The following is a 25,505-nucleotide window of genomic DNA, read 5'->3' as shown; positions in this document are numbered from 1 at the left end:
TGGGGGCTATCTGGTATAAAAATGATAACAAAAAGCGCAGCCTGAGCTGCGCTTAAATTTATATAGGTTAGCTGAGTTTTGAGTTTAAAATTACAGCTCTTCGTGGCCGCCGGCTTCGGTAAACCAGCTTGTCAGGTGAGCCTTCAGATCTTTCAGTTCATCTGGGCCAATCAGTGCCAGGCCAAGATCTTCCGCACGGGTAATATCGTTGTGCCTTAGTGGACGGAAGCTCACCAGCATAGCCCTTGCCTGTAGTCCTCCAAGCAGATCACGCAGGGATTCAAGCTTATATAGGGTGTCGTCGCCGTCATCACGCATACCCTTGGTCTTACACTCGATAATGTGCAGTTTATTGTTTACTACCGTAGCAACATCAAGTTCGTTACGTACTTCACGCTCGCCAAGCTGACGATATACCTGAACGTTGAGGGAGCGATCCTGAATAGTAGGCAGCTCATCCTGAATCTGTTTAACGGTGCTGTGAACCAGAGTTTCCAGCCATTCACCATTGGAGAAACGACGGGCATCTTCACTGACGAATGTCAGTATTCCCTTACTGTAGCTGGCGAGCTTAGTGTCAACCAGATCGGAAAGCAGCATGTTCAACTCACGGTAACCTTGTTGCTTCTCTGTCAGCGCCACATCCAGCTTTTGCTCTTTACGACAGGTAGTTGCAAGGTAGTTAAGGGTTGCCAGCCCCGGGCCTAATTCAAGGGCATTTCCTGCCCACTTCTGACCCAGTTCATACAATTTCTGATCAAGTTGGTCCGGCAGGTCATGGTCATTAAACTCAGCTCTGGCGCCGAAAACGGTCAGGTAATCGTTGATAGTAATATGATCCTGAAGCTGTGCATCGGCATTGTTCTCAGGATAGAGCCAGCAGATCTTGTCGCTGTTCGGCTCAACAACGAAAATCTCCCAGTTATTGCCCCTGAACATCTCGTATACCGTCAGCAACCTATGTCGCAAACCACAGCTGGCATTGAGTTTAACGGACTTGCCGCTATTACGGAGATCGGCTTCCAGATTGTGGATAGCCTGACGAATCAGTGCCGTATCAACAATGGAAGGGATTTCAAAAAACTCAGTTTCGATATCTCGCTGACTCAGCACTGACGTTAAACGCTGAAACATGCTCTTCTGAGATTTATCGCCAATGAAAATAATATGTTGGCAAGAAGCACGACTATCTAAAAGCGGAGTAATAAGACGAATCGGGTCTTGATCTATTATGCCTACGTGAACGGTCATGGTGCGTCCTCTGTCGTTATAATTACAGGCTGGAATCTTGCTACCGGATAAGTTGGTCTTCTGAAACTGAAAAGTAAACGTTGATCAAAAAGAGTGTCAGAAAAGAAGTAATACCAGACCTATAAACCGATATGGTATTAACTATAAAAAAAACAAGGGCAAATTAATATAAATTCGCCCTTGTTGAATAAAATTTTTCAGATTTGCTGCTTACAGCTTGAACTTATGCACCAGAGTTTCCTGCTGTTGAGCCAGATCGGACATATTGGTGCTTACCCCGGCAATGGTAGCCATGGCTTGATGGCTTTCGCTGGCAATATGGTTAATGCCTTCCAGACTACGGGCAATTTCTGATGTGGTTTTACTCTGCTCCTGAGCGGCCTGAGAGATATGACTGCTCATATGGCTAATCTCCAGAATCAGGGCCTGAATCTCTTCCATTGAACTGTTGGCATTGGAAGCCTGAGCCACAGACTGCTCCATATCTGTAACGCAACTTTCAATGGCATGGCCGGCCGTTTCTGAGCTGGATTGCAGGTTGCTGATCATCCCTTCAATTTCCTGAGTGGATTCAGTGGTTTTCTGAGCCAGAACCCTTACTTCATCGGCTACAACAGCGAAACCGCGACCTTGCTCACCCGCTCGTGCAGCCTCGATGGCAGCATTCAATGCCAGCAGATTGGTCTGCTCAGCGATTCCACGGATAACATCCAGAATCGAACCGATTTCATTACTCATGGTACGTAACTGAGATACAGCCTCAACCGACTCATTTAATCTGCCTTCAAGATGATTAATCGTGGTGATGTTCTGGTTCATAATCTGGCGGCCGGTATCGGACGCTGCTTCAACCTGCTGAACTTTCTGCAGTGAGCTCTGTGCACTCTGGGTAACTTCAGATACGGAGTGTTCCATCTGAGTCATAGCTGTAGCAACGCTCGCAGTCTGTTCACGTTGTTCGCTCAGTTGGTTCTGGGCATCGTTAGACGTACTCTGGTTTTCACTGGCAGCACTGGTCAGGTTGACCGAGGCGTCATTAAGTTGCACCAGAATCTGATGAAGGTTATCAGCCAAACTATTGATGTGCTTACTTACCCGGCCAAATTCATTTTTATGTTTAATTTCGATGCGGCGGGTCATATCACCTTCAGTGAGAGATTCCAGCGCTTCAAAAATATGCTTTAGGGGAGTACGGACACTGTGAGCAATGTGATAGCCGATACCAATTGCCAGAAGAATAACAATCACCGCGATAACCGTCGCTTTAACCATGCCATCGTTATAGATGCCTTCAGCTTCGGCAAGAGATTGTTCCAGATTTTCTGTTGCGACTTTATTGAACCCGTTCAGCAGAGCCATAGCCGTGTCGATTTCAGCCGCTAAGTTTTCAATATTGGTATATAGACGTTTTTTTGCCACCAGATAAGCGTAGTGTTGATCAAGTACGCCGCCCGGCTTTCCGATATCCTGAGTAAACTGCTCCACCGAGGCTTCGAAGTTACCTTTAATTGCTGGCAACTGAGTTGTGAGGCTGTTAAAGGCGTAGTTCAGGTGTGAAACGGCCTTTTTATTTTTAGCAACAGCTTGTTTTACAAACTCGGTATCATTGCTTGCTAAAGCGTCAGAAGTGGTTACTTCTGCGTCTTTCAGCTTAATAAAGTAGCTTTTGGCCACTAGTTTGACTGAAATGCTGTTTTGGCCGGAAACATACACTTTCATCCCGACGTTCAGTTCAGACGTCAGTGACTGAAAACGTCGTACCGATTTCTGCACCTTCTCCTGATTAACAAACATCTCCTGATAGTTGTCCATCGCTTCTCTGGCTTCACTGAAATACTGCTTCTCCAGTTGTTCCAGTCTGTCCACACTGTCACTGAGTTCCGGGTAGGCCTGACTGGCACTGTTGAGCTGAGAAAAAATCTGCTGATACTGTTTTTCTGCATCAGCAAAGTTGCTGCGTATCTGAGTCATACGCTGCTGATTCTGCGTGGTAAGGAAGTCTTTAAAGGCTTTGTCGGCTGAAAGTAACTGAACACTGGACAGATTAGAGAGTGAAACTAAAGGTAGCGAGCGATTGGTTACCGTGCCGAACTTAGAATGTATATCGTTGATTCCTCCCAACATAATTGCGATGGTTACAATAAACATAACGACGATGACTGAAAAGCCTGCGTACATGCGTCTAATGACTGATCCTTTCATTTTCTCCCCTCACGTTGCATCAAGTGTAAAAATGGCAACAAGCATAAAAATGACCCAAAGTCTGTCTCAATAATTAGACTGGGTGCAATAAAAAATAACAATGTATCTTACCGATATTTTTTCACACATACTGAGATAGCCACCTCAAAACCAAGTAACTAAACCTTTGCTTACAGGAAATAATTATTAATGAACACTGTTTTTTTATTGTGATTTATCAGGGCATAACGCATACTTGAGCCTTTATGTAGCAATCTATTAAATGGAGTATGAAAATGGCTGAAGAAACTATCTTTAGTAAAATCATCCGTAAGGAAATTGAAGCAGATATTGTTTATCAGGATGATTTAGTCACCGCTTTCAGAGATATCACCCCACGTGCTCCAACCCACATCCTGATTATTCCTAACAAACTTATTCCTACTGTTAATCATATTGAACAGGAAGATGAGTTAACCATGGGCAGAATGTTTACCGTTGCTAAGAAGCTGGCGAAACAAGATGGCATTGATGAAGATGGTTATCGCCTGATTATGAACTGTAACAGCCACGGTGGTCAGGAGGTGTATCATATTCATATGCATCTGCTGGGTGGCCGTCCGCTTGGCCCGCTTCTGCTAGGTTAATTTTGCACTGAATCGGGAGATTTCGAGTGAAGCAAAAATTACGCTTTGCCTTGGTGACGTCGGTAACGACGGTATTGACGGCTTGCTCTTCTCTGTCCGCCGGAAACCTGTTTAGCCATTACAGCCAGCAAAATCAGGCAGTCTATTTTGCTGTAGAGGCAGGCCAGTATCAAGAGGCAGAAGAGCTACTTCCTGATATGGTTGGCGGAGAGATTCTGGATAATCTGGAGAAAGGTAGAGTCACCTTTCTCAATCAGAACTACCAACAGAGCCAGTCCTATTTTGAGTTCAGTGAGCAGGCAACCCGGGTTCAGCAGGATCAGGCATTAATCTCACTCAGCGAAAGTGCCAGAGATATTGGTTCTCTGGCTGTGAATGACAATCTGAAAAGCTACTATCCTGCCGATTTTGAGCTGGGCTTTCTCCACCTCTATCTCGGGCTTAACTATTTGAAGAAAAGTTCACTGGAAGGTGCTCTGGTTGAAATGCGTAAAGCTAATCAGGTGCAGGAGAGAGCTAAGGCTGCCCGTGAGCAAGATCTTAAGTCTGCTGAACGTGAGATGCGCCAGAGTGGTGTTGACCCCAATCTTGGTTCGGTTCTTTCCAACTACCCTGACGCCGGTGATTCGTTGCAGGCAGTGCAAAACGGTTATCTTCTTTACTTATCGGCTCTGCTTTATGAAACTTCTGGAGAGCTGAACAACGCCTATGTCGACTATCGCCGTGCTCTGGCTGTTATGCCTGAAAACCGCGAGATAATTGACGGGGCGTTTCGCGTAGCCTCAGCGCTGGGTATGAGTCAGGATTTGCAATTACTGGAAAAAGAGTACGGAAAACCTCAGCTACTGCCGAAAGGACAATCACGCATCATTGTACTGGATGAGCAGGGTGTCGTGCTGGCTAAGCAGGGTTGGGAATTCTCTCTGCCAATCTATTCTCAGGGGAGTCTGGCCTACTATTCAATGGCGGTGCCTTATTATCCGCAACAGGCTAGTCAGTCGTTTGCTAACATTAAGCTAGACGGCAAGGCGTTTACCAAATCTAAACTTGTTGATGTTAATCTGATGGCTCAGCAGGATCTCACTGAGCGAATGCCATCGATTCTGATCCGTCAGGCACTACGTGTGGTTTCCAAGGAGCAGATCCGGCGGGAGACCAGCAGAAATAATGAAGTGGGTAACTTGCTAATGAATGTATGGAATGTTCTGACAGAACAACCAGATACAAGGGGCTGGCAGACACTTCCTGCTCAGGTTTACAGCAATAGCAAAGTGGTTTCACCGGGAGAGCACACACTGAGTTTTTCCGGTCAGGCTTATAAAGTAACAACCAAACCCGATCAAACGATTTTGGTTTGGATGTCGCGGCAAGGTGACAGTTCAACAATCTGGCACAAACAGTTGGGGAATATCTGATGAAAAAAATAGCATTTGCGCTTTTAATGGCAGCCGCACTGGTTGGCTGTGCTAAAAATACTTCAGGCTTAAGGGTAGACGGTAAGTCTCAGAACGTTATGTTTGGAGACAATGTTCTGGGCGGCAGACTGCTGATTGAAAATATCGCTACCGCAGAAGTGGATGGCCATGCCAGAGGGGTAATCACCCTGACCAGTCAGTATAAAGCCGATCAAAATATACAGTATCGTTTTTACTGGTATGACAATGAAGGACTTGAAGTGAACTCTAAACAGAGTGCATGGAAACAAAAAATAGTAAGAGGCTTTGAAACATTATCGATTTCAGAGGTCTCAATTAATCCGAATGGTAAACAGTTTCGCGTTCAAATTCGCCAAGCAGATAAATAAGGAACAGTAATGAAAAAAGGTGTTATAGCTCTATTAGGTTTAGCTGTGGTTTTAGGTGGCTGTTCTAACACGGTAAGTTACGGGGATGCGCAGGAAGCGGAGACAACGACCATAGATTTTGGCTCAACGGATCTACAAAAAATCGCCGCTGAGATGACTGACAGCATGTTGATGTCCGGTTCAGTTGCTTATATCACGAGAGACAACAGACCGATTGTTTTTGTTGAGCGTATCAAGAACAAAACCAGTGAGCATATTGATACTGAATCCATCACGGATACCATAAGTACTAAAATGCTTAACTCAGGTAAGTTCCGCTTTGTCGATATGGGCCGGGTTGAGTCTGTACGTAAGCAACTGAACTTCCAGAATAATGACGAGCTGGTTAACCAGAGCAGTGCCATTCAGTTTGGTAAGATGGTCGGTGCTCAATATATGCTGTACGGCAATCTGGCCAGCATAGTGAAGCAGGACGGTAGTAAAAAAGATGTTTACTACAAGATGACCATGAGACTGATGGATCTGGAAACAGGCCTGATAGAGTGGGCCGATGAGTCTGAAATCCGCAAACAGCAAGAGAAAAGCTTGCTGGGATTATAATTCTTCTTACTTATGTATAAAGAAGCTAAGGAGGTTCAGTGGCAAGGATGTCTTGGAATGAAGCGGTCTCTCTTGATGAGTCGCTACTGTCACTGAATGACTTCTTCGATGAGCCGCCGGCCTTTGCAGAAACACTGGCTGGCGGATTAACCAATCGTTGCTGGAAAATTACCTCTCAGCGAGGAACCCATTACGTTTGGCGCCCCGCCTCTCAGATTGCCAGCCGATTCGGCCTTTCCCGCGCCAGAGAAAATAAACTTCTGGAATCGCTAAAGCCTCACCATTTTGCGCCTGATCCTATATTGCTGACGGAGTCTGGTTTGCTGGTTGAATGGCTGGAAGGGGATGTCGGCACGATTCCTATTGGTGATACGGAACTCATAGGCACTATTTGCCGCATTCATTCCGTTGATATTCATAATAAGCCGGTACCTCTGTTCTCTTATACGGCAAGAATTGACGCCTACTGGCATCAGTTAAATTCAGAATACAAAAGCGACAAGCTGCAACGTTGCTATAAGCGTCTGAGAGAGTTGCCGAATATCCCGCCTGTTGAACCTGTGTTGTGCCATATGGATTTAGGCCAATACAATATGGTGATGACACGGCAGGGGATAAAAGTGATCGACTGGGAGTACGCTGGTGTGGCCGACCCCAGATTAGATCTCTCAATGACCATTGATTTGGCTGGTCTGAATATGCCTCATGCCGTTGCAGACTACTGCAAGCTGAGGCAGATTGAAGATATCGACATCTGGCTGATGGGAGTGAACCAGTGGCAGCCCCGCCATCAGTTTATGGCCATGCTATGGTACTATTTGGGTTTCCAGTTTTGGCAGCAGCAGAGCTATCTGGATGAGGCGAGGCAACTGGAAAACAGGCTGATTGACCTTTCTGGTACGGTTTTTTAGTCAGCAAAAGATAAAATTCCGTTTATAGCGTTCACATTAGCGGATTTCATGGTAGATTTAACCAGACTCAGGCTGTTTTTATATGTTAAATAGGGCTGATAGTCCCCAGCCACGCAATTTAGGAACCTGAGACTCAGATCAGGGAGAAGTATAATGATAATTTATCTACACGGATTTGATTCAACAAGTCCCGGTAACCACGAAAAAGTTTTGCAGCTTCAGTTTATTGACCCCGATGTCAGATTTATTAATTACAGTACCTTACATCCAAAGCACGATATGCAGCATCTGCTGAAAGAGGTACATAGGGCCATAGAGCAGTCCGACGATGATAATCCGCTTATCTGTGGGGTTGGCTTAGGTGGTTACTGGTCTGAACGAATCGGCTTTTTGTGCGGCATTAAGCAGGTAATTTTTAACCCTAACCTGCATCCGGAAAACAATATGCAGGGCAAGATCGACCGTCCGGAAGAGTATGAAGATATTGCTACTAAATGCGTTGACCAATATCGCTCCAAAAATCAGGGTAAATGTCTGGTGATTTTGTCTACCCAAGATGAAGACCTGAATAACCAACAAACGGCTGAAGAGTTAGAAAGTTACTACCAGCTGGTCTGGGATGAAACTCAGACTCACAAATTCAAGAAAATCTCTCAGCACCTTCAGGCAATTAAAGCTTTTAAAGAGTCTTAATGACTTTTTAGTTGTCTGCTGCAAAGGCTCTGTATTCCGGCGGAGCCTTTCTTTTATCCGCTCTCACAATAAATTTATGATCTAGATCAACTTATTCTTGCCAAGTGAGTTAAGCCGCTTATAATCAAATTAAACAAAATTTGAATAAATCAAAAATAATTTAATTTGTCAGCTTTAAACATTTGAATAGAGGGAGTGTGCTTATGTCTCATATTGTGATTGTAGGCGGCGGTGCCGGAGGTCTTGAACTGGCGACCAAGTTAGGCAATACGCTGGGAAGAAAAGGCCGCGCAGAGGTGACGCTGGTGGACAAAAACGCCAGCCATTTATGGAAACCACTGTTGCATGAAGTGGCTACCGGTTCTCTTGATGCCGGAGTTGATGCCCTTAGCTACCGCGCACATGCCAAGAATCACCATTTTAATTTTCGCTTAGGAAGACTGGAACAGATTGATCGCGACAGCAAACATATCCGTTTAGCTGAGATCAGAGATTCAGATGGTGAGTTACTTATGCCGGAGCGAAATCTGAACTACGATATTCTGGTCATGGCGATTGGCTCTGTCTCTAACGACTTCAATACACCGGGTGTGCGTGAGCACTGCATATTTCTTGATAGCCCGGATCAGGCGCATAAGTTCCGTACCCATATGAACAACGAGTTCCTTAAGTTGCACGCTAATTCGGGTAAAGGCAGCGTAGATATTGCTATTGTCGGCGCCGGTGCAACCGGGGTAGAGCTCTCCGCTGAACTCCATAACGCGGTAAAAGAGTTACGTACATACGGGTTTGACGATCTTGATTCCGACAAGCTTAATGTGAGTCTGGTGGAAGCCGGTGAACGAATTCTTCCTGCGTTGCCGGGCAGAATCTCCTCAGCTGCTCATATGGAGCTGACTAAGCTCGGGGTTAATGTGCGTACTTCTACTATGGTGACACAAGCCGATCAGCACGGATTGACGACCAAGTCAGGAGAGAAGATCCCAGCCAGCATAATGGTATGGGCTGCCGGTATTAAGGCGCCGGACTTTATGCGCGATATCGCCGGATTAGAGACTAACCGTATTAACCAACTGGTGGTAAAAGAGACCCTTCAGACCACACGCGATGAAGATATTTTTGTTGTCGGTGATTTGGCTCAATGTGTTCAGGCTGACGGAAGCTTTGTCCCGCCACGGGCGCAGGCTGCCCATCAGATGGCCAGTCTTGTATTCACTAACATTGTTGCCAAGTTAAATCACAGACCACTAAAGGCTTATATCTATAAAGATCACGGTTCTCTTGTATCTCTTAGCCGCTTTTCCACCGTTGGGAGCCTGATGGGGAACCTGACCAAAGGTTCTATGATGGTGGAAGGAAGGATTGCCCGCGTGGTGTATATCTCTCTGTACCGAATGCATCAAATGGCTCTGCATGGCATGGTTAAAACCGGACTGATGATGCTGGTGGGACGGATTAACCGGGTATTAAGGCCAAACTTGAAACTGCACTAACAGAACGTAAAGCCGGGGGTGACTACCCGGCTTTTAACTAAGTGGCTAAAAGTAAACGGCTTAAGGAATAAACGAGAACACCACTCCGTCCCGGGGCTTTCCGGCAAACATATAGCGATTGCGCGCGATACCTTCTTTAACGGCTCCGCAACTTAAAACAACATTGTGGCTGGGTTGGTTATCGGGATCACAGATAACTTCGAGGCGGGTAAGTTTTAGCTGATCAAAGCTTAGCTCGATAATGGCTTCCAGCGCCTCTTTTGCATAACCTTTTCTCTGATATTTGTCGGCAATCCAGTAACCTACCGTTGCCATGTTCGAAGTGAGATGAAGCTCTGTTAACGCGACCATTCCGAGGAACTGGTTACTGCTGCGTTCCACTACAGCAAAACCGTAAGAGAGGTTTTTGACCCAGTTTAGCCGGTTTACTACGATAAAATCCTTGGCATCCCTATGGTCAAAATCGGCGTGACACCAGTCCAGCCAGCGGTGCAGGGAGTCAGATTCAGCTACCAGATTAGCAAAACAGGCAGACTCTTCACTGTGCGGAATCCTAAGATGCAGTCTGTTGGTAAATATCTCAAAATCCGGTGTCATGGCTGGGGAGCTCCTGCAAACGGGCTGACATAGAGAAAGCTCCCTGACGGGAGCTTTACTGTTATTGAGCGGTCTGTTTTACTTTTCGTACCTGAATTATGATCCCCATTAACGGGTGATCAATATAATGGGTTTCGCTACTTCGCATACGGCGCTTTTGATCTAAACGATAGCTCTTCAGGAAACGTTCTACCTGAACCGTAGGAGAGATCTGCTCGAAGTTACCAATCTGTACCGTATCGTCCGATTCCGTTTCACTCAGTTCAAGCTGCTTATCTTCAAGCACCACTTCGCGGATACCCGGTGCTTTTAAATCCAGTTGTGCTTCAAGGAACAGGTAGTGCTGAACATAAACCTGAATAACACCGTCCAGCTCATACAGAGGGTTATCAATGGTCTGCTCTGTCAGAGGTTCACCATTGGCATCGGTCATATCTGCGAACTGAATTTTTTCACTGCCGTCACGGTTAAACTCTTTTGAGTAATCTTTACCGGCGCGAATATGAAATTTAGGCGCCGCTTTTTTACCTTCGTCGCCTTGTCGCCATACTCTGTGCAGCAGTACTTCAAAACCGGCGTGATTAATCAGCTTACCTGCCTGATCCGTTAACTGAAAGTTCTCTTTTTCCGTTGAAAGATCGCTGGCTTTCTTTTCTTCCAGATAGGTAGCATCCCAGAACTCGCCTGCGCTGCTGTCATCAATAGCGGGCAGAACTGTCGGCCATGTTTCGCTTACCTGTTCGGGATCAACGGCGCGTTTAAACACGATAAGTTCAATATCAAATTGTCGTTCTGCTGCATAACCCGGTAGTGTACAAATCGCGAGCATTAACAGGATCAGTTTTTTCATTTTGACTCCAAAGAGGCTGGCTGATTTATGTTTCCGCCAACCCTGATTTAGTTCTGTTATGAGTATACTCAAGTAACCTTGATGCCGCGATGAATTCTGCATTTGAGGCTACTTGGGTATATATTACCAATTACGCTGTTTTTGGCATTCTATTTTGCTGAAATTGTTCAATCAAATCAGAGATAAACAGAATTCTCTCTCTTCTGTCTTCCAGAGCAGCGGATAATTTCAGCTTGGTCGGCCCTTCCATTGCAAACTTAGTCGGATGAGTCTGCAACAGTTTTACCAGAAACATTGGGTTGATTCCGGCATCGGGATAAAACTCAATATAACCGCCTTTTCCGTGTGCCTCGATTTTCTTGATATCAATTTTGGCCGCTTCGATTTTCACCTCACTTACTGAGAGCAGGTTTTTTGCTGCATCGGGAAGCGGGCCAAATCTGTCTATCAGTTCTACCTTCATCTCCGCCAGTTCATCACGGTTTTTCACACTGGCAATGCGTTTGTACATGGAAAGGCGGGTATTGATATCCGGTATATAGTCGTCCGGAAGCAGGGCAGGTAATCTAAGCTCCACTTCTGTCTGCTCTTTTAACAGCTCATCCAGTGAAGGCTCTTTACTTTCCTTGAGGGCTTCAACGGCCTGTTCCAGCATCTCCATATACAGGGTAAAGCCGATAGACTGAATCTGGCCACTCTGTTCGTCACCAAGCAGTTCACCTGCGCCTCTGATTTCAAGGTCATGGGTCGCCAGCGTGAATCCGGCACCAAGATCTTCCAGCGAAGCGATAGCATCAAGGCGTTTAATAGCATCTTTGCTCATCGCTTTCGGGTGTGGCGTCAGCAAATAGGCATAAGCCTGATGGTGGGAACGTCCGACCCGGCCACGTAGCTGATGAAGCTGCGCCAGACCAAGGTTGTCGGCACGGTTCATAATAATGGTATTGGCGGTAGGCACATCGATGCCGGTTTCAATAATGGTGGTACAGACCAATAGGTTAAAGCGCTGATGATAGAAATCGTTCATCACCCGCTCCAGTTCCCGTTCCCGCATCTGGCCGTGGGCAGTGGTTACCCTTGCCTCGGGAATCAGCTTAGCCAGATCTTCCGCCACTTTCTCAATGGTTTCTACCTGATTGTGCAGGAAATAGACCTGACCGCCGCGCATAATTTCACGTAAAACAGCTTCCCTTATCACAGCATCATCTTGCTGACGGACAAAGGTTTTAATCGCCAGTCGTCGTGCCGGAGGCGTGGCAATGATGGACAGATCGCGCATACCGCTCATGGCCATATTCAGCGTGCGGGGAATTGGCGTTGCCGTCAGGGTCAGAATATCGACATCGGCACGCATGGCCTTCACTTTCTCTTTCTGACGGACACCAAATCTGTGCTCTTCGTCGACAATAAGCAGTCCGAGGTCTTTAAAGCGGATGTCACTTTGTAACAACTTGTGAGTGCCGATAAGAATGTCTACCTTACCGTCCTGCGTGTCCTGCATAATCTGCTTCTGTTCTTTGGCAGATTTAAAGCGGGAAAGTACCTCAACCCGGATAGGCAGGTTAGCAAAACGGTCGCGGAAGTTTTCAAAATGCTGCTGAGCCAGCAGGGTAGTAGGAACCAGTACCGCTACCTGCTTACCGTTATCGGTAGAGACAAACGCCGCCCGCATGGCGACTTCTGTTTTACCAAAACCAACATCACCACAAACCAGTCTGTCCATCGCTTTGGCCTGACACATATCCGACATAACCGCGTTAATCGCTGTCGCCTGATCATCTGTCTCTTCAAAGGGGAAGCTGGCTTTAAAGGTGGCATACTGTCCGCGGTCCAGCTCAAATTTAAAGCCCGGCTTGAGCTCCCGTTTGGCGTAAACATCCAGCAGTTCAGCGGCAACGTCACGTACTTTTTCCGCCGCTTTTCTTCTCGCTTTGCTCCAGGCTTCACCGCCCAGCTTATGAATTGGTGCTCCGTCCTCAGCACCGCCTGAATAGCGGCTGATCAGGTTCAGGGAAGCAACAGGAACATACAGTTTCGCTTCGTCCTGATATTCAAGAGTCACATATTCTGTCTTTAACCCACCAGCTTCCAAAGTCTGCAGGCCGATATAACGGCCGATACCGTGGTCAAGGTGAACTACCGGCTGTCCCGGTTTTAGCTCGGCAAGATGACGGATAACCGTATCGCTGTTGACTGCTTTACGGTCTTTACGTCTGCGCTGAATGACGCGGTCGCCCAGCAGGTCACTTTCACATATCAGGGCAAAATCTGGTGAACTGTGAACAAAACCGTGCTCAGCCGCCCCCAGAATCATACTGAACTTGTGTTGTGCGGAAATTGCCTCTTTCAGGGAGCCGGTCTCAACAGGTTTTAGTTTAATTTGTGTCAGTAGCTCAAGCAGGGCTTCACGGCGGCCTTCTGATTCAACGGAGAAGATAACCTTACCAGTAAAGCTTTCAATAAACTGGCGCAGGGCAGAGAGTGGCTCTTTACTCTTATGCTGAACATGCAGTTCGCCAAGAGAAGATATCTCAGGGTTAATACGGCCAACTTGCTCCTTAACGGCTTCTGTCTGCAAGCGAACCTGCGGCAGAAGTTTAAATTGAGTGAATAGCTTCTCTTTATCCAGCCAGAGCACATCCGGCTTAAGCAGCGGACGCAACGGGTCAACACTTCGCTGTTCATAGCGATAAGCGACGTCCTGTAAAAAGGTATCAACGGCGCTCTCAATATCACCAACACTCAGTAGCTGAGTACCGTCCGGAAGATAATCGAACAAGGTTTCGGTCTGGTCGAAAAACAGTGGTTGCCAGTACTCAATGCCGGCCGGCCATGTGCCCTTACTCACCTGCATATAGACGGATTCAGGCTCTCTGCGTGCCTCAAACTGCTGACGCCAGCGGTTTCTGAACTCTTCAATGGCTTGTTTGCTGGTAGGAAACTCATGAGCAGGAAGCAGCCTGATCTCCTGAATATCGTCAATGGTTCGCTGGCTTTCCGGATCAAAGGTGCGGATGGTATCTATCTCATCATCAAAGAAGTCGATACGGAACGGGTCACTGCTCCCCATAGGGTAAAGGTCAATAATAGAGCCACGGCTGGCGTACTCACCCGGGCCGAATACCTGATCAACGTGCCGGTAACCTGATTTCTCCAGTTGCATTCTCAGCCTGTCCAGTGAGTAGTTATCACCGGTTTTTACCATCAGGGTATGCTGCATCAGGAAATCACGCGGGGATTGTCTTTGCAGCAGGGTGCTTACCGGAACAATGGTAATGCCGTGATTTTGTGTCGGAAGCTGGTACAAGCGCGCAATACGGTCTGAAATAATATCCTGATGAGGCGAGAAGTTGTCGTAGGGCAGGGTTTCCCAGTCGGGGAACAGGCACACTTCATTGCTGCTGAACTGCTCCACTTCGCCAAGTAGTTTTAGCGCCAGTTGGGGATCGGGTACCACCAGAAGAGTGTGGCCTGCATGTTGGTCAGCCAGTTCTGAAATGGCCACTGAGAGAGCGGCTCCCGTTAGCTGACCGACGTGTTTTTTATCGCCCGCTTTTGCCGGGGCGACTAAAGAGAAAAGTTCTGTTGTAGACATGTTTAATTATTGGTTTTCGCGTTCTTTAGAGCGTTGTCGTAAAAGTTTTTGCTGTTGGTACAGGGCTGCTTTAATCAGTAAATCCTGATCCTGTTCTCTAAGCAGGCTATAGGTAAGGGTAGCCTCAAAACCCTGCTCGCCTTCGGCGCATTCAACCACCTTGGCATAGCAGTAAATCGCGGCCGGCGGATGGTCAAGAAACAGTTTTACCCGGGCAAGTTGCCCCACTTCCAGTTGTTTAGGTGCGATATAGGTAAACTGACTGGCGCCGAAACGGGTGGTAATACTGCGAATGCTCTCATCATCCTGCTGGGCAAGCATAAAAGTCAGTAGCAGGTTAAGCTTGCCGTTCTGGTGATCGATAAGTTGAATCAGGTGTTTAAAGTCACTGTTTTTAAGCTCGCTCATGGCCCTTTCCGCCAGCGTGTCTACCTGACTAAACTCGCTGGCAACAATAAAGGGAGCGGGAATTTCTGAAACGAATATATTTTGTTCCGGCAGCACAAAGTCGGCAGCTAACGGCTCAACGTTAACAGTCAGTTTGTGGTGTACAGTAAAAAATTCTTGCTGGTCCATACCATGATTCCTTGTGTTCACCAGAGTAGGATTTCTGGCAGGCTAATTCTCTGATTATCGCCAACTAAGCCAACATAGCAAGAAAACTCCCGTTACTATTGTAGGAAAATCCTGTTTTTGTTTGTATTTCTGCCAAATAAACCTATAAACGGGCGACGTTAACCGTTACATTATGGGCTGATTTTATTTTGGTTTTTATCTATGTTTCATCCTGTTTCGGTCTATATCGGACTTCGTTACCTCAGAGGGCGCTCAGGTGACAGGTTCAGCCGTTTTGTCTCACTTATGTCTACCCTTGGTATTACCATCGGAGTGCTCTCTCTGGTTACCGTGCTTTCGGTTATGAATGGCTTTGAGTCTCAGTTAAAAGGGCGAATATTGGGCGTGTTGCCGCAGGCGGTGATTTCTCAGACTGATAATAAAACTGCCCTGCAACAGCAGGTACCGGAATTTATTGAACAACTGCCACATGTTGTTCAGACTGCGCCCATTGTGCGTAGCGAAGCGGTTATTCAAAGTCCGGCTCAGCTCTCTGCCGGTATGTTAATAGGCATCCAGCCTCTGGATAGTGACCCTATTTCTGATCATCTTCTGTCGGGAACTCTGGACACTCTGCAACCGGGCAAGTACAGAGTCTTTCTCGGTCATACATTGGCTCGTAATCTCAGGGTGACGGTTGGTGATAAGGTCAGGCTAATGGTTACTAGCGCTAGTCAGTTTACCCCTCTGGGACGAATTCCCAGCCAACGTAACTTTACCGTTGCCGGCCTGTTTAACACAGGATCAGATGTGGATGCACAACTGATGATTGGCCATATGGATGATGTTGCCAAACTGATGAAGTACCGCCCCGGTACGATTTCCGGCTGGCGGCTGTTTCTTGATGATCCATTTGTGGTATCTGAACTGGCAACAACCCCACTTGCTGACGGCTGGCACTGGAGTGACTGGCGTGAGCAGAGAGGCGAGCTGTTTCAGGCGGTACGAATGGAGAAAAACATGATGGGGCTGATGCTGGGCCTGATTGTCGGCGTCGCAGCATTCAATATTATTTCTGCGCTGATTATGGTGGTGATGGAGAAGCAATCCGAAGTAGCCATTCTGAAAACTCAGGGTATGACAAACCGTCAGGTTATGGCTCTGTTTATGGTACAGGGAGCCAGTAGCGGCGTTATCGGTGCACTGGTTGGTGGCGGGCTGGGTGTTTTGCTGGCAAGTAACCTGAATCAGATACTACAGGCAATGGGGGTGGCGCTGTTTGCTATTGGTGGTCATCTGCCCGTTGTTATTGACCCTGTTCAGATAATCTCTGTTGTTGTGCTGGCCATTTTGCTTAGTCTGCTGGCAACCCTTTTCCCTTCCTACCGCGCATCATCGGTAAACCCTGCTGAGGCTTTAAGATATGAGTAATCTTCTACAATGTCATTCTATCCGTAAAACCTATCGTGAAGGTTCGATGGAGACGGAAGTATTGAAGGGGGTGAGCTTCTCTATTGACAAGGGTGAGCTGGTCTCCATTATCGGTACATCTGGCTCCGGAAAGAGTACCCTGTTACATATTCTTGGTGCCCTTGATGATGCCAGCGAAGGAGAAGTTCAGTTTCTCGAGCAAGATCTGGCGAAGCTTTCCGCTAATAAGCAGGCTAAGCTGCGCAACCGCCATATCGGTTTTGTTTACCAGTTCCATCATCTGCTGGCTGACTTTTCTGCACTGGAAAACGTCGCTATGCCACTGCTTATTGGCGGTGAGAGTAGCGAAAAGGCCAAACAGAAAGCGCGTGATTTGCTGGGACGAGTCGGATTAGATCACCGCCTTGAACACAGGCCGTCAGAGCTGTCAGGTGGTGAGCGTCAGCGTGTGGCTATCGCAAGAGCTCTGGTTAACAGCCCGGATCTGGTGTTGGCGGATGAACCGACCGGTAATCTTGACCACAACACAGCACTCTCTATCTATGAGTTAATGCGCGAGCTAAACCGGGAATCAGGCACCGCTTTTCTGGTGGTGACCCATGATGGTGAGCTGGCTGGCAAGATGGAAAGACAACTGCATATGCAAGACGGATTGCTGACCGGAGGCGGGGATAAGTAACGTGTTTTCATCTTTATCTTTTCTTATCGGCCGCCGCTTTAGCCGGGGCAAACAGAGAAACAAACTGGTCTCTTTTATCTCAGTCTCTTCGACCATAGGCATTGCCGTTGGTGTTGCGGTAATTATTATCGGCCTTTCGGCCATGAATGGTTTTGAGCGTGAGCTGCAGAACCGGGTTCTCTCCGTCATTCCTCATGGTGAGTTTGAAGGCGTAAACAGCGGCATTGAAAACTGGCAGAAGGTAGCTGAAAAAGCGGTCGGGCACAGCAAAGTCGAAGCAGCTGCTCCTTATGTGCGTTTTACCGCCCTTGCGGAAAAAGGTCAGAAAATTAAAGCCATTGAAGTGAGGGGGGTTGTGCCTTCACTTGAGTCAGGAGTCTCCAGTCTGGCCAGCTATATTCAGGACGATGCCTGGCAGAACCTGAAAGGCGGCGAAAAGCAGGTCATTCTGGGCAAGGGTATTGCCGATAATCTGGGGCTGACAAAGGGGGACTATGTCACCTTAATGATTCCTACCAGTTCAGGGCGCTCCGTTACTAAGGTTCAGGCACCGAGACGTATTCGCCTTAAGGTGAGTGGTATTCTCTCTCTGGCTGGCCAGATTGACCATTCTCTGGCACTGATCCCTATGTCTGATGCTCAGGAGTACAGCCGTTCAGGCGATAAAGTCACCGGTGTTGCTATTAAGACCACAGACGTACTCAATGCGCCTTCCATCGTCAGGGAAGTGGGCCGGAATCTGGATGTCTATGTTTATCTGAAGAGCTGGAAGCAGAAGTACGGTTTTCTCTACCGAGATATTCAACTGGTGAGAACCATTATGTATCTGGTGATGGTGCTGGTGATTGGTGTTGCCTGCTTTAATATTGTTTCTACTTTGATGATGGCTGTAAAAGACAGAGCGGCTGAAATTGCTATTCTGAGAACCATGGGGGCAACAGACGGGCTGATTAAGCGTATTTTTATCTGGCTAGGGGTGTTGTCCGGAGTGCTCGGCAGTATTGCCGGTAGTATAATTGGTGTGGTGGTGGCCAGTAACTTAACCGGCCTGATTAAAGCGCTGGAACATGCTATCGGACATCAGTTCCTGTCAGGCGATATCTATTTTGTTGATTTCTTACCGTCGCAGGTCAGTCCCGCTGACACCCTGGTTGTCTCAGCAACGGCGATTATTCTTAGCTTGCTGGCTACCTGGTATCCGGCTCAGAAGGCCAGCCAGATGAACCCGGCCAGAGTATTAAGTTCTAAGTAGATGCGGCTTCACTTCTGAGATTTGCATCCAGATTAAATGTCACAAATAACAAGGCCACACAAAGAGAGTTTTAACTCCGTTGTGTGGCCTTAATCTTTTACGCCCATAATGGCTGATTTCTTCTATCTTACTTGTCTCTGCTGCCAGCTACGTACGACTGAGTATCGCCACAACCCCCTGATACCGAAATAGCCGATTAGAGAGCAGGCGATACCACATACCAGACAACCCAGCAGGAAAGGGGGGCCAATGGTGCTCATCTGATTCATGATGAAGTCCCATGACAATTCAAAGTGAAACTGCTGTGAAGGGGTATGAAGAATAAGTGCGCCGACTTTGTAACAGAAGTAGAACATGATCGGCATAGTAACCGGATTACTGACCCAGACCAGAGCAACAGAAAGAGGCAGGTTAACGCCGAGAACAATGGCCATTCCTGCAGACATAATCATCTGGCTTGGCAGGGGAACAAAGGCCATAAACAGCCCGAGAGCAAAAGCGCCGGAAGCGGATCTCCGGTTCAGGCACCACAAATTAGGGTTGTAAAGCACGTTGCCAAAAATGCGGAGTGCTTTCTGACGTTTGATTACGTCATGGTCTGGCATAAAGCGTTGTATAAACTTCTTCGGCATTGGGGAAAATGACTCTCTTTGTAAACTACTGGAATCTGGTTCTTTTCAATCTGTCTGTGCTGTTTCTAGTCCATACCGGAATTGCCCCGGACTGGCGTTGGTTGTTCGCCTTACTGCTCTATTCCCTTGCAAGCCTGCGTTTTTCTTCTCTGAAATGGACTCATCCGCTGTTTCTGGCGTTTTGTGTTGTTCTCTCACACAACTATCTATTTCAGAAAAAAATCGAAAACCTCTTCCAAGCAGGTGAGGATATTAACATAAATGCTCGTGTTAACAGCTTTTTTGATCAAATAAGTCACGGATATGAATATTTAATTATCATTGAGAAAATAAATGACCAAAAACTGGCGGCCGTTTTTCAGCCTCAGGTAAAACTGTTTACCGGCGAATCGTTAAAACTGCTGCTTGGCGAACGCTGGAATCTGGATATTAAGCTAAAAAAGGTAAACGGAAAGTTAAATCAGGCCGGATTCGATCAAGAAAAATATTATCTGAGTCAAAACTGGCAGGGAAAAGCCGTTGTCAGTGATAACAGTAAAAGTGTAAGACTGGAGCAGAGTGACTCAGTCAGGGCATGGTTACAGCAAAGGGTATTTCGTGTTACTGAGAAACTCGACTCTGCGGGGATACTACTGGCGCTCAGTTTTTCTGACAGAAGCCATATCAGTTCCGGACTGTGGCAACAACTTAAGCAGAGCGGCCTGATCCACCTGGTGGCGATTTCAGGTTTACATATTGGTATTGCTTATTTGTCTGGCTGGTATCTGGGGTGGGGGTTGAGGTTAGTTATTCCGGCGCTTTACTGGTTGCCTGTTTTTAGTGGTGTTCTCTCAGCTTGTGGTTACGCATGGCTGGCCGGTTTTAGTCTGCCGACCGTGCGAGCCTTAGTTATGTGCCTGATATTTTCCCTCTGTACCATTGTCCGGATGAACTACAGCTCATGGTTAAAACTGTGGCTGACGGTTGCTGTGATTCTGTTTTCTGCACCTATGTCGGTTCTCTCTGCCAGTTTCTGGATGTCTTTTACTGCGGTCGGTGCAATATTTATGTTACTTGAAGTTCCTTCTATTCAGGCTGGCAGCAAACTTATAGCTTCTATCAAGCTTCAGGCAGGGCTTTTTTTGCTTTTGCTGCCTTCTACTTTACTGTTGTTTGACGGTATCAGTCTGTTTTCCCCCGTTTACAATCTGATATTTATACCCTGGTTTAGCTTTATTGTCGTACCGGTGATTTTTCTCTCCCTGCTACTTAGTGCCATTACTGCTGAGTTATCGCTTTTGCTCTGGAGTTTGGCTGATCTTTTGTTGCAGCCGGTTGTGTGGGCGATTGGTTTTTCTATGGATGGCTGGCAGGCGATGCCTGCTGAACTGGCGCTTACTGCTCTTGTTCTGATAGTGGTTTTATTGGTCAGGGGAGTGATGCCAGCGGGAGTGAATAATGCACTTATAGCTATCGTTTTGCCTTTTCTCTGGCTGAGAGAGCCTGAGCATAACAGTGAACCGGTAAGTACTGAGTGGCAGCTCAATGTTTTGGATGTAGGTCATGGCTTGTCGCTGCTTATTGAGAAGCAGGGAAAATTTATTCTCTATGATACTGGTGATGCATGGCCCCGCGGCAGTATTGCTGAATCAGTGGTGATTCCCGTTATGGAACGTTTGGGCAGCAGAAATCTGGATGGACTAATTCTCAGTCATCTGGATTCGGATCATGCAGGAGGCAGAAAGGTGATTGAGCAGCGGTTAAATCCGGCAACTAGGTTTGCCAGCCAGTACCTCGGCGGCTATCAGCCTTGTGTCAGGGATACCATGTGGCAGTGGCGGGGGTTGGATTTTAAAGTGCTCTGGCCGCCGAAAATGGTATCGCGTGCCTACAACCCTCACTCCTGTGTTATTCACATCAGTGACGGCGTATCCGGCGTCTTGCTGACCGGTGATATTGATGCGGTAAGTGAACTGATACTGGCCCAGCAGCCGGAAAAAATCAGCGCTGATATTTTGATCGTTCCTCACCATGGCAGTAATAGTTCATCAAAGTCGGGCTTTATCCGCGCTGTATCTCCTTCACTGGCCATTGCTTCTGCCGCCAGAGACGGGCGCTGGGAGTTGCCAAACAAGAAGGTAACCGCGCGCTATTCATCACTAGGTGTTGAACTGCTGGATACCGGCCATTCTGGTCAGATAATAGTCCATTTTTCCCGCAGGGGCTTCAGGGTTAGACAATTAAGAGCGACACAATCTCTGGCTTGGTATAGGCAGATGCTGAGGAAGGGAGTAGAATAGGCAGATTATTGTGCCGAAAAACAATGCATTTCTATGTCAGAACAACATGATGAGACAACCCTGCAGACTTTCAAACGTTTGTGGACCTATATCAGAGACTATAAAGCGGGCCTTATTGCCGCAGTCATTGCTCTGATAATCAACGCAGTATCCGATACTTATATGCTTTCGCTGCTGAAACCGCTTCTTGATGAAGGCTTTGGTGATGTGGAAAGCGACTTTCTGAAAGTACTTCCCCTGATAATCTTTGCTGCGATGATAGTGAGGGGGTTGAGTGGATTCGTTTCTACCTATTGTCTTTCATGGGTCTCCGGTCATGTTGTGATGCGAATGAGACGGGCTCTGTTTAATCATTTTATGCAGATGCCGGTGAGCTTTTTTGACCGTGAATCGACGGGGGCTTTACTGTCCCGTATTACTTATGATTCCGAGCAGGTTTCTGCCGCCACCAGTCGTGCGTTAGTTAGTATCGTGCGAGAGGGGGCCAGTATTATCGGCCTTTTGGTGCTGATGTTCTGGAACAGTTGGCAGTTGTCACTGGTACTGCTGGTCATTGCCCCGGTTGTAGCAGTTGCTATTGGTGTGGTGTCAAAACGCTTCCGCAAAATATCTAAAAATATTCAGACCGCTATGGGTGTGGTATCCACCTCTTCCGAGCAGATGCTGAAAGGGCACAAAGTGGTATTAAGCTACGGCGGACAAGATGTAGAGCGTAGCCGTTTCGATAATGTCAGCAATAAGATGCGTCAGCAGTCGATGAAGCTGGTAGCCGCGCAGGCAATGGCCAACCCGGTTATTCAGCTTATTGCTTCTGTTGCGCTAGTTGTGGTGCTGTATCTGGCCAGTATTGATGAAATCCGCGATACCCTTACGCCGGGAACCTTTGGTGTCGTATTCTCGGCCATGTTTGGTCTGATGCGCCCCCTTAAGGCACTAACCAATGTAACTTCTCAGTTCCAGACAGGTATGGCGGCCAGCCAGACTCTGTTTGCACTGATGGATCTGGAAACCGAAAAAGATAGCGGTAGTTATAAAACTGAACGCGCTGAAGGCAAGGTGTCGGTGAAGGATGTTACCTTTACTTATCAAGGCAAAGAAAAACCGGCACTGAACAAGGTCAGTTTTGATATTCCGGTTGGAAAAACACTCGCTCTTGTTGGTCGCTCCGGCTCAGGTAAGAGTACAATCGCCAACCTGTTTACCCGCTTTTATGATGTAGACTCCGGTGAGATATTACTGGATGACAAAAATGTACAGGAGTATCAGCTAGCTAACCTGCGACAACATTTCGCCTTGGTTTCCCAGAATGTCCACCTGTTTAACGACACCATTGCGAATAATATCGCTTACGCCGCGGATAAAGAGTATAGCCGTGAGCAGATTATGAAGGCGGCTGAACTGGCTCACGCCACTGAGTTTATCAACAACATGGATCAAGGCTTTGATACGGTAATTGGTGAAAACGGTGCCAGCCTGTCCGGTGGTCAGCGCCAACGTATCGCCATTGCCCGTGCGCTTCTGCGCGATGCTCCGGTATTGATTCTGGATGAAGCAACCTCGGCGCTGGATACGGAATCAGAAAGAGCGATTCAGGCAGCACTGGAAGAGCTGCAAAAGGACAAAACCGTATTGGTTATTGCCCATCGCTTATCTACCATTGAACAGGCAGATGAGATTCTGGTTGTCGATGAAGGTGAGATAATTGAGCAGGGCAGTCATCAGCAACTGATTAACATTAAAGATGGCGCCTATGCCCAACTGCACAGAATTCAGTTTGGTGAGTAGTCTGCATGGTTGAAAAGATCTGGTATCAAAATCATTTTCTCGGTCTTATTCTGTGGCCTTTGCTAAGGCCGCTGAGTGCCCTTTACAAATTGATTGCCAATGCCAGAAGAGATAAATTTCTGCAGCAAAGGGAGCTAAGCTACAAAGCGCCTGTTCCCGTTGTGGTGGTCGGTAACATTACCGCCGGGGGTAACGGCAAAACTCCGGTCGTTATCTGGCTGGTAGAGCAGCTTCAGGCACTCGGATTGAAACCGGGAGTGGTATCGCGTGGTTACGGGGCAAAAGCGGATTCATACCCGTTGCTGGTGGATAAGGGAACCTCAACAAAAGCCTGTGGTGATGAACCCATGCTGATTTTTCAGCGTACCGGGGCTCCTGTCGCGGTTGATCCTAAAAGGGCAAATGCCGTAAAAGCCCTGCTTAAGCAGGATGTTGATATTATCGTTACTGACGATGGCTTACAGCACTATGCCCTCGACCGGGATATTGAACTGGTGGTAGTGGACGGCGTACGTCGTTTTGGCAATCAACACCATATTCCTTTAGGGCCTTTAAGAGAAGGTTTGGATCGACTGGAGAGTGTCGACTTTGTTATTGCCAATGGTAATGCCGCTGGTTCAGATGAAATTGCCATGTCACTGTCACCGGGTCTGGCTGTAAATCTGCTCACAGGTGAAGAGAGACCTGTTGCTGATCTGGATTCGTTAGTCGCCTTTGCCGGAATCGGCCACCCGCCGCGGTTCTTTAAAACCCTGAAAGCCCTTGGTGCAGATCTGGTAAAAACTCAGGGATTTGCCGATCATCAGGATTTTCAGCCTGCTCAGATTGAACCCCTTGAAGCCGCAGGAAAAAACGTCATTATGACGGAGAAAGATGCGGTTAAGTGTGCATTTTATGCTAAGGAAAACTGGTGGTACTTACCTGTATCTGCTAGTTTCTCTGCAAACGAACAAACAAAAATTATTAAGAAAATATTAGAAGTTAGGGAAAGTTATGGATCACCGTCTGCTTGAAATTGTTGCCTGTCCTCTTTGCAAAGGAAAACTGACCTTTGATGCTAAGAAACAAGAACTTGTCTGTAAATTCGACCGGTTAGCTTATCCGATAAAAGAGGGAATTCCGGTACTTCTTGAGTTTGAGGCGAGATCACTGGATATGGACGAGGGGAGATAATGTCTTTTACCGTTGTTATTCCTGCACGTTATCAGTCAACCCGTTTGCCGGGTAAGCCTTTAGCCGATATTGGCGGCAAACCCATGATTCAATGGGTTTATGAGCAGTCAGTTAAGTCCGGTGCGGATCAGGTTATTATCGCTACTGATGATCAAAGAGTTGAACAGGCCGCTAAAAAGTTTGGTGCTACTGTGTGTATGACCTCGCCGGATCATGAGTCAGGCACAGAGCGTCTTGCTGAAGTTGTGGCGAAAATGGGCCTTGATGAGCAACAGATTATCGTTAATGTTCAGGGCGATGAGCCGCTGATTCCTCCGGGTAATATTCGTCAGGTGGCAGAGAATCTCGCTTCCAGTGTTGCGCCTATGGCGACATTAGCTGTTGAGATTGAACATGAGTCAGAGGTGTTTAACCCCAATGCGGTTAAAGTGGTCGCGGACAAAGACGGCTATGCCCTCTATTTCAGCCGGGCAACCATTCCATGGGACAGAGATAACTTCAGCGATGACAAGAAGCAGATAGAGCAGCCGCTGATGAGACATATCGGCATTTACGCTTATCGTGCCGGTTTTATTAATACCTATATAAACTGGCAGCCGAGCGCTCTTGAGAAGATAGAGTGTCTGGAACAACTCAGAGTGCTTTGGTATGGCGAGAAAATCCACGTTGAAGTAGCACTAGAAGCTCCGCCTGCAGGAGTTGATACACCTGAAGATTTAGAGCTGGTAAGAAAAATAGTCGCCGGTCAATAAACAGAGTAGAGGAGCGGAAACGCTCCTTTATTTTTACTCAAAATATTTAATTGAGTTGATTGTTAATAGTTGGATAGCAACTATAGTTATTAGTGTACACATTCGTTTGTGGGAGTGGTTATACCCAAGTAACCTCAAGATGCGTTTTCAGCGAGAATATATTGGCTTCTGATCAAGGCACTGATTTGAAGCCATAGTCATTCTACGGTAAGAATCAGTAACACAGAGCAGGAGCCAATATAACTCGCCCTTCGGGAGCTCATCAAGGCGCCCATTTCTGTGTCAGATAACTTTGAAAGGGAGCGCCATTCCTACAGTTATCTTCCTTGAACTGAACACCTTGAT

General features: G+C 47.1%; 22 protein-coding genes. 15 read left to right on the top strand and 7 right to left on the bottom strand.

Annotated elements, in window-relative coordinates; translation table 11 throughout:
• Positions 1-90: 90 nt before the first annotated feature.
• Positions 91-1,251: a DUF1887 family protein gene (locus PK654_RS09675; RefSeq protein WP_271695571.1), complete on the bottom strand. Its 1,161-nt coding sequence runs from the start codon at positions 1,249-1,251 to the stop codon at positions 91-93.
• 210 nt (positions 1,252-1,461) lie between these two features.
• Positions 1,462-3,453: a methyl-accepting chemotaxis protein gene (locus PK654_RS09670; RefSeq protein ID WP_271695570.1), complete on the bottom strand. Its 1,992-nt coding sequence runs from the start codon at positions 3,451-3,453 to the stop codon at positions 1,462-1,464.
• A 275-nt stretch (positions 3,454-3,728) separates the two neighbouring features.
• Here PK654_RS09670 and hinT point away from each other — a divergent pair, with 275 nt between their 5' ends.
• From hinT to PK654_RS09635, 7 genes are all read left to right on the top strand, one after another.
• Positions 3,729-4,079, top strand: a complete 351-nt coding sequence (hinT, locus tag PK654_RS09665) for a purine nucleoside phosphoramidase (protein ID WP_271695569.1) — start codon at positions 3,729-3,731, stop codon at positions 4,077-4,079.
• A gap of 26 nt (positions 4,080-4,105) precedes the next feature.
• Positions 4,106-5,494 carry a COG3014 family protein gene (locus PK654_RS09660; protein ID WP_271695568.1) on the top strand — a complete coding sequence of 463 codons (1,389 nt, stop codon included), beginning with the start codon at positions 4,106-4,108 and terminating at the stop codon, positions 5,492-5,494.
• Positions 5,494-5,883, top strand: coding sequence for a YcfL family protein (locus PK654_RS09655; RefSeq protein ID WP_271695567.1), 390 nt, complete (start codon positions 5,494-5,496; stop codon positions 5,881-5,883). The genes PK654_RS09660 and PK654_RS09655 overlap by 1 nt, the downstream gene beginning before the upstream one ends.
• 9 nt (positions 5,884-5,892) lie before the next feature.
• Entirely contained in the window at positions 5,893-6,483 is a 591-nt protein-coding gene (lpoB, locus tag PK654_RS09650) for a penicillin-binding protein activator LpoB (RefSeq protein ID WP_271695566.1), read from the top strand.
• A 47-nt stretch (positions 6,484-6,530) separates the two neighbouring features.
• Entirely contained in the window at positions 6,531-7,394 is an 864-nt protein-coding gene (locus tag PK654_RS09645) for a phosphotransferase (protein WP_271698851.1), read from the top strand.
• 153 nt (positions 7,395-7,547) lie between these two features.
• Complete coding sequence (ycfP, locus tag PK654_RS09640) at positions 7,548-8,087, top strand: alpha/beta hydrolase YcfP (protein ID WP_271695565.1); 540 nt, start codon at positions 7,548-7,550, stop codon at positions 8,085-8,087.
• Positions 8,088-8,290: 203 nt separating this feature from the next.
• Positions 8,291-9,580, top strand: coding sequence for an NAD(P)/FAD-dependent oxidoreductase (locus PK654_RS09635; protein WP_271695564.1), 1,290 nt, complete (start codon positions 8,291-8,293; stop codon positions 9,578-9,580).
• 60 nt (positions 9,581-9,640) lie between these two features.
• On the opposite strand, the gene PK654_RS09630 is transcribed toward PK654_RS09635, so the two are convergent.
• From PK654_RS09630 to PK654_RS09615, 4 genes are all read right to left on the bottom strand, one after another.
• Positions 9,641-10,177 carry a GNAT family N-acetyltransferase gene (locus tag PK654_RS09630; protein WP_271695563.1) on the bottom strand — a complete coding sequence of 179 codons (537 nt, stop codon included), beginning with the start codon at positions 10,175-10,177 and terminating at the stop codon, positions 9,641-9,643.
• A gap of 61 nt (positions 10,178-10,238) precedes the next feature.
• A complete protein-coding gene (locus PK654_RS09625) occupies positions 10,239-11,027 on the bottom strand; it encodes a peptidoglycan binding protein CsiV (RefSeq protein WP_271695562.1) in 789 nt (262 codons plus the stop codon).
• Positions 11,028-11,157: 130 nt separating this feature from the next.
• Complete coding sequence (gene mfd / locus PK654_RS09620) at positions 11,158-14,622, bottom strand: transcription-repair coupling factor (RefSeq protein ID WP_271695561.1); 3,465 nt, start codon at positions 14,620-14,622, stop codon at positions 11,158-11,160.
• 6 nt (positions 14,623-14,628) lie between these two features.
• The gene (locus tag PK654_RS09615; RefSeq protein ID WP_271695560.1) at positions 14,629-15,198 is read right to left on the bottom strand and encodes a PilZ domain-containing protein; all 570 of its coding nucleotides are present in this window, start codon (positions 15,196-15,198) and stop codon (positions 14,629-14,631) included.
• Positions 15,199-15,399: 201 nt separating this feature from the next.
• Here PK654_RS09615 and lolC point away from each other — a divergent pair, with 201 nt between their 5' ends.
• From lolC to lolE, 3 genes are read left to right on the top strand one after another with little or no spacing between them, the layout of a single operon-like run.
• Entirely contained in the window at positions 15,400-16,608 is a 1,209-nt protein-coding gene (gene lolC / locus PK654_RS09610) for a lipoprotein-releasing ABC transporter permease subunit LolC (RefSeq protein ID WP_271695559.1), read from the top strand.
• Positions 16,601-17,287, top strand: coding sequence for a lipoprotein-releasing ABC transporter ATP-binding protein LolD (lolD, locus tag PK654_RS09605; RefSeq protein WP_271695558.1), 687 nt, complete (start codon positions 16,601-16,603; stop codon positions 17,285-17,287). The genes lolC and lolD overlap by 8 nt, the downstream gene beginning before the upstream one ends.
• A gap of 1 nt (position 17,288) precedes the next feature.
• Positions 17,289-18,539: a lipoprotein-releasing ABC transporter permease subunit LolE gene (lolE, locus tag PK654_RS09600; protein ID WP_271695557.1), complete on the top strand. Its 1,251-nt coding sequence runs from the start codon at positions 17,289-17,291 to the stop codon at positions 18,537-18,539.
• A 122-nt stretch (positions 18,540-18,661) separates the two neighbouring features.
• Here the strand turns inward: lolE and PK654_RS09595 are convergent, their stop codons facing one another.
• Entirely contained in the window at positions 18,662-19,171 is a 510-nt protein-coding gene (locus PK654_RS09595) for a DUF2062 domain-containing protein (RefSeq protein WP_271695556.1), read from the bottom strand.
• 8 nt (positions 19,172-19,179) lie between these two features.
• Between PK654_RS09595 and PK654_RS09590 the strand changes: the two genes are divergently transcribed.
• Genes PK654_RS09590 through kdsB form a run of 5 tightly spaced genes read left to right on the top strand, consistent with a single transcriptional unit; the run spans position 19,180 to position 25,160 of the window.
• The gene (locus PK654_RS09590) at positions 19,180-21,450 is read left to right on the top strand and encodes a DNA internalization-related competence protein ComEC/Rec2 (protein ID WP_271695555.1); all 2,271 of its coding nucleotides are present in this window, start codon (positions 19,180-19,182) and stop codon (positions 21,448-21,450) included.
• Between the two features lie 33 nt (positions 21,451-21,483).
• Positions 21,484-23,235, top strand: a complete 1,752-nt coding sequence (gene msbA, locus PK654_RS09585; RefSeq protein ID WP_271695554.1) for a lipid A ABC transporter ATP-binding protein/permease MsbA — start codon at positions 21,484-21,486, stop codon at positions 23,233-23,235.
• 5 nt (positions 23,236-23,240) lie between these two features.
• Positions 23,241-24,248 (top strand): tetraacyldisaccharide 4'-kinase, encoded by a 1,008-nt coding sequence (gene lpxK, locus PK654_RS09580; RefSeq protein WP_271695553.1) that lies wholly within the window; start codon positions 23,241-23,243, stop codon positions 24,246-24,248.
• Positions 24,229-24,408 (top strand): Trm112 family protein, encoded by a 180-nt coding sequence (locus PK654_RS09575; protein WP_271695552.1) that lies wholly within the window; start codon positions 24,229-24,231, stop codon positions 24,406-24,408. Before lpxK ends, PK654_RS09575 begins: the two co-directional genes overlap by 20 nt.
• On the top strand, positions 24,408-25,160 hold the full coding sequence (kdsB, locus tag PK654_RS09570) for a 3-deoxy-manno-octulosonate cytidylyltransferase (protein WP_271695551.1): 753 nt from the start codon (positions 24,408-24,410) through the stop codon (positions 25,158-25,160). Before PK654_RS09575 ends, kdsB begins: the two co-directional genes overlap by 1 nt.
• The last annotated feature ends 345 nt before the right edge of the window (positions 25,161-25,505 follow it).

Origin of the sequence: Vibrio sp. SCSIO 43137 (assembly GCF_028201475.1) — a bacterium.
GTDB lineage: Bacteria > Pseudomonadota > Gammaproteobacteria > Enterobacterales > Vibrionaceae > Vibrio.
The sequence above is the reverse complement of the archived record's forward strand: the minus strand, read 5'-3'. Positions and strand labels throughout refer to the sequence as shown.

Excerpts from the sequence above, each read along its gene's own strand:
- PK654_RS09675 (WP_271695571.1), bottom strand. The coding sequence starts at position 1,251 with ATGACCGTTCACGTAGGCATAATAGATCAAGACCCGATTCGTCTTATT.
- PK654_RS09670 (WP_271695570.1), bottom strand. The coding sequence starts at position 3,453 with ATGAAAGGATCAGTCATTAGACGCATGTACGCAGGCTTTTCAGTCATC.
- hinT (WP_271695569.1), top strand. The coding sequence starts at position 3,729 with ATGGCTGAAGAAACTATCTTTAGTAAAATCATCCGTAAGGAAATTGAA.
- PK654_RS09655 (WP_271695567.1), top strand. The coding sequence starts at position 5,494 with ATGAAAAAAATAGCATTTGCGCTTTTAATGGCAGCCGCACTGGTTGGC.
- lpoB (WP_271695566.1), top strand. The coding sequence starts at position 5,893 with ATGAAAAAAGGTGTTATAGCTCTATTAGGTTTAGCTGTGGTTTTAGGT.
- PK654_RS09645 (WP_271698851.1), top strand. The coding sequence starts at position 6,531 with ATGTCTTGGAATGAAGCGGTCTCTCTTGATGAGTCGCTACTGTCACTG.
- ycfP (WP_271695565.1), top strand. The coding sequence starts at position 7,548 with ATGATAATTTATCTACACGGATTTGATTCAACAAGTCCCGGTAACCAC.
- PK654_RS09635 (WP_271695564.1), top strand. The coding sequence starts at position 8,291 with ATGTCTCATATTGTGATTGTAGGCGGCGGTGCCGGAGGTCTTGAACTG.
- PK654_RS09630 (WP_271695563.1), bottom strand. The coding sequence starts at position 10,177 with ATGACACCGGATTTTGAGATATTTACCAACAGACTGCATCTTAGGATT.
- PK654_RS09625 (WP_271695562.1), bottom strand. The coding sequence starts at position 11,027 with ATGAAAAAACTGATCCTGTTAATGCTCGCGATTTGTACACTACCGGGT.
- mfd (WP_271695561.1), bottom strand. The coding sequence starts at position 14,622 with ATGTCTACAACAGAACTTTTCTCTTTAGTCGCCCCGGCAAAAGCGGGC.
- PK654_RS09615 (WP_271695560.1), bottom strand. The coding sequence starts at position 15,198 with ATGGACCAGCAAGAATTTTTTACTGTACACCACAAACTGACTGTTAAC.
- lolC (WP_271695559.1), top strand. The coding sequence starts at position 15,400 with ATGTTTCATCCTGTTTCGGTCTATATCGGACTTCGTTACCTCAGAGGG.
- lolD (WP_271695558.1), top strand. The coding sequence starts at position 16,601 with ATGAGTAATCTTCTACAATGTCATTCTATCCGTAAAACCTATCGTGAA.
- PK654_RS09595 (WP_271695556.1), bottom strand. The coding sequence starts at position 19,171 with ATGCCGAAGAAGTTTATACAACGCTTTATGCCAGACCATGACGTAATC.
- PK654_RS09590 (WP_271695555.1), top strand. The coding sequence starts at position 19,180 with ATGACTCTCTTTGTAAACTACTGGAATCTGGTTCTTTTCAATCTGTCT.
- msbA (WP_271695554.1), top strand. The coding sequence starts at position 21,484 with ATGTCAGAACAACATGATGAGACAACCCTGCAGACTTTCAAACGTTTG.
- lpxK (WP_271695553.1), top strand. The coding sequence starts at position 23,241 with ATGGTTGAAAAGATCTGGTATCAAAATCATTTTCTCGGTCTTATTCTG.
- PK654_RS09575 (WP_271695552.1), top strand. The coding sequence starts at position 24,229 with ATGGATCACCGTCTGCTTGAAATTGTTGCCTGTCCTCTTTGCAAAGGA.
- kdsB (WP_271695551.1), top strand. The coding sequence starts at position 24,408 with ATGTCTTTTACCGTTGTTATTCCTGCACGTTATCAGTCAACCCGTTTG.